Genomic DNA, 4534 nt, shown 5'->3' on the forward strand with positions numbered 1-4534 from the left:
GTGATTCTCAAGTGGGTTCTCACTGTCGAATTGGTAATTTTGTCGAATTGAAAAAAGCTAAGGTGGGCGATCGCTCTAAAGCAGCTCATAAAACTTAGCCGAAAAATGATAGAAGAATTAATTCTGAATTTTAAGCATTCAGGTATTAGCATTCAGCATTCAGCTTTCAGTTTTTCCGTGGTAATAATTCTGCACTAAGTAATTAATTAATTAAGAAAGATTAGCTCAAATACTTTTAGAGTAACTTTTAATTTTTGCTCAATCTTCAAAAAGAATAAGTTAATAGCTGACAGCTGAATGCTTACTCTCAATTCTTAATTCTCAATTCTTAATTCTCAATTCTTACAATCTTGTCTGCGCATTCGAACTTGAATTTCGTCCATAATTCTCCGATTTGCTGCCATTAAATCTGCTATTAAACCTAATATCCATAACTGAAATCCAACTAAGACTAAGATTGTTGCTCAAATCAAAGTCGGTACCATAGTTTTTTCATATCCACTAAAAAAGAAAAATAACCAACGGATACCAGAAATTAATCCAAAACTAAAAGGCACACTTCCTAACATTAGGAAAAAACGTAGGGGTTTGTAAAGTAAAAAAATTCTGAGGATAGTAAATAGAGAACGCAATACATAAGAAGGGGTACTTCTAACCAGTCGGGAAGGTCTTAATACACTATTAGTTCTAATAGGAATTGATGTTATTGTTATGCCTTTTTGCCCTCCTTGAATAATAGTTTCTAGGGTATAAGTATAGGCGTTAAATACATTAAGTTGTATGGCAGCTTCTAGACTAAAAGCGCGAAACCCACTAGGTGCATCTGGAACATTTGTATTACTAGCTATTCTTACTGCCCAACTCCCTAATTTTTGCAGTAATTTTTTACTATAAGAAAAGTGCTTAGTTTTCCAAATTGGTCGTTCCTCAACTACAATTTCTGGTTGGTGCAAAATAATAGGTTGAATTAAATAAGGAATATCATCGGCACAATATTGATTATCTGCATCAGTATTAACAATAATATCTGCTCCTGCTTTTAAACTAGCTTCTAAACCTGCCATAAATTCTTTGGCTAAACTAACAATATGATCTACTCCATATTCTTTAGCAACTTCAACTGTTCGATCTTGACTACCATCATTAATTATTAGCCATTCAATAATGTCTACTCCTGGCAGTTGTCGAGGCAAAGCAGTTAGAGTTATTCTTAAAGATTCTTCTTTGTTGTAGCAAGGTATTTGAATAATTAATTTTGTCATTAGATATATATTTAGCTCTCAACGAATCTTAATATAAACTAGCTATTTAAGCATAATAATTTGGAAATAGAGTATCATTATTTTGAATTTAAAAACCAAAATTTGCTTTGGCTTTTAAATTTTGACTTTTGACTTGAGCTATATTTTCTGTATTTGGCCTTGTTGGAAATTAAAAACTGTAGTCCTTCTCGCGTAATGGTAGATAAGAAGAAGCAATACCTCGCACAGGAGCAAGATCCTCTCACTGTCGTGCCTCGCAACAACAATAATTACAATCCACGACATGACAATTCACAACCACCTAAAAACTAAGGGAATCGCAAAAAATAAATTATCTCATTTTTTGGTTTTACCTGCTGCTTTTGCTGCCTCTACTTCCTACTCCAATAAATTTTTTGAAATTTTACAATTCAATACAAAACCTTTACGGAAATATACTGATACTGGATGAAGGATATATAATAAAGATTAATTCTGAGCATATACAATACTTAATTAGTTATAATAAATTTGGGATACAGTTAACATATACTGAACATCTTTGAGAGTTAATCTATAAAGACGATCAAAAAAAGCCTGATTTTGTTTGAAGGGAGGTAGCAATCAAATAAGTTAGTCTCCAAGAGTTAGCATTAACTTAGCTAAGGCAAGATTCCTGAACTAGAGATTACCATCGGAGGTCTAAAGTTTGCTTGATAAATATAATTGCTTTCTTTGACTGCCTCGTAATGCAAATAACAGGTAAACAAGCTCATTGATTTACTTTATTAATTAGCTCTGAAATTCTACCAACTTCCCATCTAATATTTCTACTAACTACGAATTTTTCTTGAAAAGTTTTTTATCAGGGTAAGCATCAGTTTCAAACAGATAAAAAAAATATCTATCTTAGACTCCATTAACTGTGTCTAAGATAAAAAACTCTGAGAAAAAAAAACATGAATCAACAACAAATTCCCAGTTATATCGGTTTAATTCAATCCTTATTAGTTTCCCCTGCGGGTAATGAAAAGAAAATTTTACAAGCTAATCAAAATTTGCTAGACCGGGGATTAGTTCAAGTAATGAGAAAAACAGCCAAAGTTAAGAGAAAAATAGGTGATTTGAATGCCCAATGGTTGGAAAATTTGGCAACAATGTTAGAGACAAATTTAGAAGATACTTCCCTGTCTGTGGATGAGGAAAAATCTCTAATTTTCCTGATGCAAATATTGCAAGTAATCTCAGATAATGACGGAAAACTTGAAGCTGCTTATTCATTGTTAAAATATAATCAGGATATACTCAATGAAAATTTATTAAGAGTTCTCAAAATTTGGGCAGGAAAAAATCTGCCAAAAATGGAACCAAAATTAGCAGAAAATATTGCTCTAGATATTGTGAATTTCAGTAACCTAATTCTACAATTTCCTTTGGGTAATCAAAGTAATAATGTAGAAATAGCAATAGTAGGTTATGAAATTGCTTTAAAAGTTTTATCCTGTCAAGAATTTCCCCAAGTTTGGGCAACTATTCAAAATAATTTGGGCAGTAGCTACCAAAAACGTACTATTGGAAACTTGGAAGAAAATATAGAAGTGGCGATCGCTTGTTATTATGCAGCTCTTGAAGTTAGGACTAATTCTGCATTACCTGAAGCATGGGCAACTACTCAAAATAATTTGGGTAATGCTTATCAACAACGTATCGTGGGAAAAAGAAAAGAAAATTTGGAGAATGCTATTAGTTGTTACCAGAAAGCTTTAACTGTAAGAAGTTTAGAAAAGTTGCCTCAAGAGTGGGCGAGTACCCAAAATAATCTGGGTAGTGCTTACCATGAACGTATTGCTGGAGAAAAAAAGGAAAATATTGAAGAGGCGATCGCTTGTTATAATTTGGCTCTCAAAGTACGAACTCAGGAAAAATTTCCCTTAGACTGGGCAACTACTCAAAATAATCTGGGAAATGTTTACCTAGATCGGATGGTGGGAAATAGAAAAGATAATCTGGAAGAGGCGATCGCTTGTTTTGTCAGAGCGCAAGAGGTTTATACTCAGGAAAGTTATCCTGTTTATTGGGAAATAATTTCTCATAATTTGGGTATTGTCTACGACGAACAAAGGTTAAGAAAGGTAAGTTGAACGTTTGCTATTAATTTAGTCGTTATTTTGCTTTTTGCTTTGCTGTAGGGATGTTCTACGCAACGTCCCTACTTTTCTAATGAATAGTTATATCAAGTCCGGATGATTAGGTAGGGTTTGCTGAAAAAGTCTTATGGGTCAGGGTAGGAGTCAGGAGTAGTAGGGGCGATTCGCGTTTGCGGAGTATTCCGGCACGGAAATCGCCCGTACAGGATAAGTGGGAATTATAGAGGAGGCAGGAGGAAGAATAGTAAGAGTGATTTTTCTGCCATAATCTATCCAAAATGCTCACTTTTTGAGCTTTATCAACCAAAAAGCTGGTACTTTTTCTAGACTAAAAATGCTAAAACCTTTATCTGTAAATGCTTTAATATTTAATCAGCAAGCCCTAGTGGACCGACACACCTTAAATGGTGCGTTAGATGTGAGGTGTGGTCCGGGTGGGAAGTGTGGTCCGGGTGGGGAGAAAAAGACACCTAGAAACAAAAAATCTATTGCACAGTTTTAGCTGTGTCAGTCTACTAGGTATAGAACCCATTTGGGATCTATGCGCGAATTATAGATGGAGAGTAGGGGAGTAGGGGAGATGATGAAGTTAGGAGTCCTAGATTTTACCTTTTTCCTCTATATATTCTACTGACTCCTGACTCCTGACTCAGGAGAGAAGAGGGGGAGAAAGAAAGTATAAAAAGGAGAACGTTTTTTGGTAGTCCTGCATTGTAATGGTGAAGATATATATTTTTTANTCCTGACTCCTGACTCAGGAGAGAAGAGGGGGAGAAAGAAAGTATAAAAAGGAGAACGTTTTTTGGTAGTCCTGCATTGTAATGGTGAAGATATATATTTTTTAATTTCTTCTCACGCTCTTACACCTCTCACACTCCCCACACTCCTCACACTTCCTCTACCATTACTATGCACCACTACCAACTCCTTTATCGGTTTCCGCTGAAGTAGAAACTACAAAACCAGGTAAATTTTGGGTTGATGAACGCATCATTAAAATTTCCTACTACGGAGTATAGAACCCCTGAAGGTATTTATTTTTTTATACATGATGGGGGTGGGGAGTGTGGGAAGTGTGCGGAGGGTGGGGAGATGGGAGCCGCTTATTCTACCTTTTTCCCCTCTGAGTATTTCTTAATCTCCTGA

At 35.1% G+C, this 4534-nt stretch carries 2 protein-coding genes and 1 pseudogene; 2 read left to right on the top strand and 1 reads right to left on the bottom strand.

Going from position 1 to position 4534, the window contains the following annotated elements:
- Nucleotides 1-335 precede the first annotated feature (335 nt).
- A pseudogene (locus AFK68_RS09170) lies at nucleotides 336-1262 on the bottom strand (glycosyltransferase family 2 protein).
- A gap of 938 nt (nucleotides 1263-2200) precedes the next feature.
- Here AFK68_RS09170 and AFK68_RS09175 point away from each other — a divergent pair.
- Nucleotides 2201-3382 carry a tetratricopeptide repeat protein gene (locus AFK68_RS09175; protein ID WP_094672457.1) on the top strand — a complete coding sequence of 394 codons (1182 nt, stop codon included), beginning with the start codon at nucleotides 2201-2203 and terminating at the stop codon, nucleotides 3380-3382.
- Nucleotides 3383-3677: 295 nt separating this feature from the next.
- Nucleotides 3678-3890, top strand: coding sequence for a hypothetical protein (locus tag AFK68_RS09180; protein ID WP_094672458.1), 213 nt, complete (start codon nucleotides 3678-3680; stop codon nucleotides 3888-3890).
- Nucleotides 3891-4534: the final 644 nt, after the last annotated feature.

Source organism: Hydrocoleum sp. CS-953, from assembly GCF_002260545.1.
Lineage (GTDB): Bacteria > Cyanobacteriota > Cyanobacteriia > Cyanobacteriales > Microcoleaceae > Trichodesmium.

Bases quoted from the DNA above. Each gene is read 5' to 3' on its own strand.
- AFK68_RS09175 (WP_094672457.1), top strand. From the start codon at position 2,201: ATGAATCAACAACAAATTCCCAGTTATATCGGTTTAATTCAATCCTTA.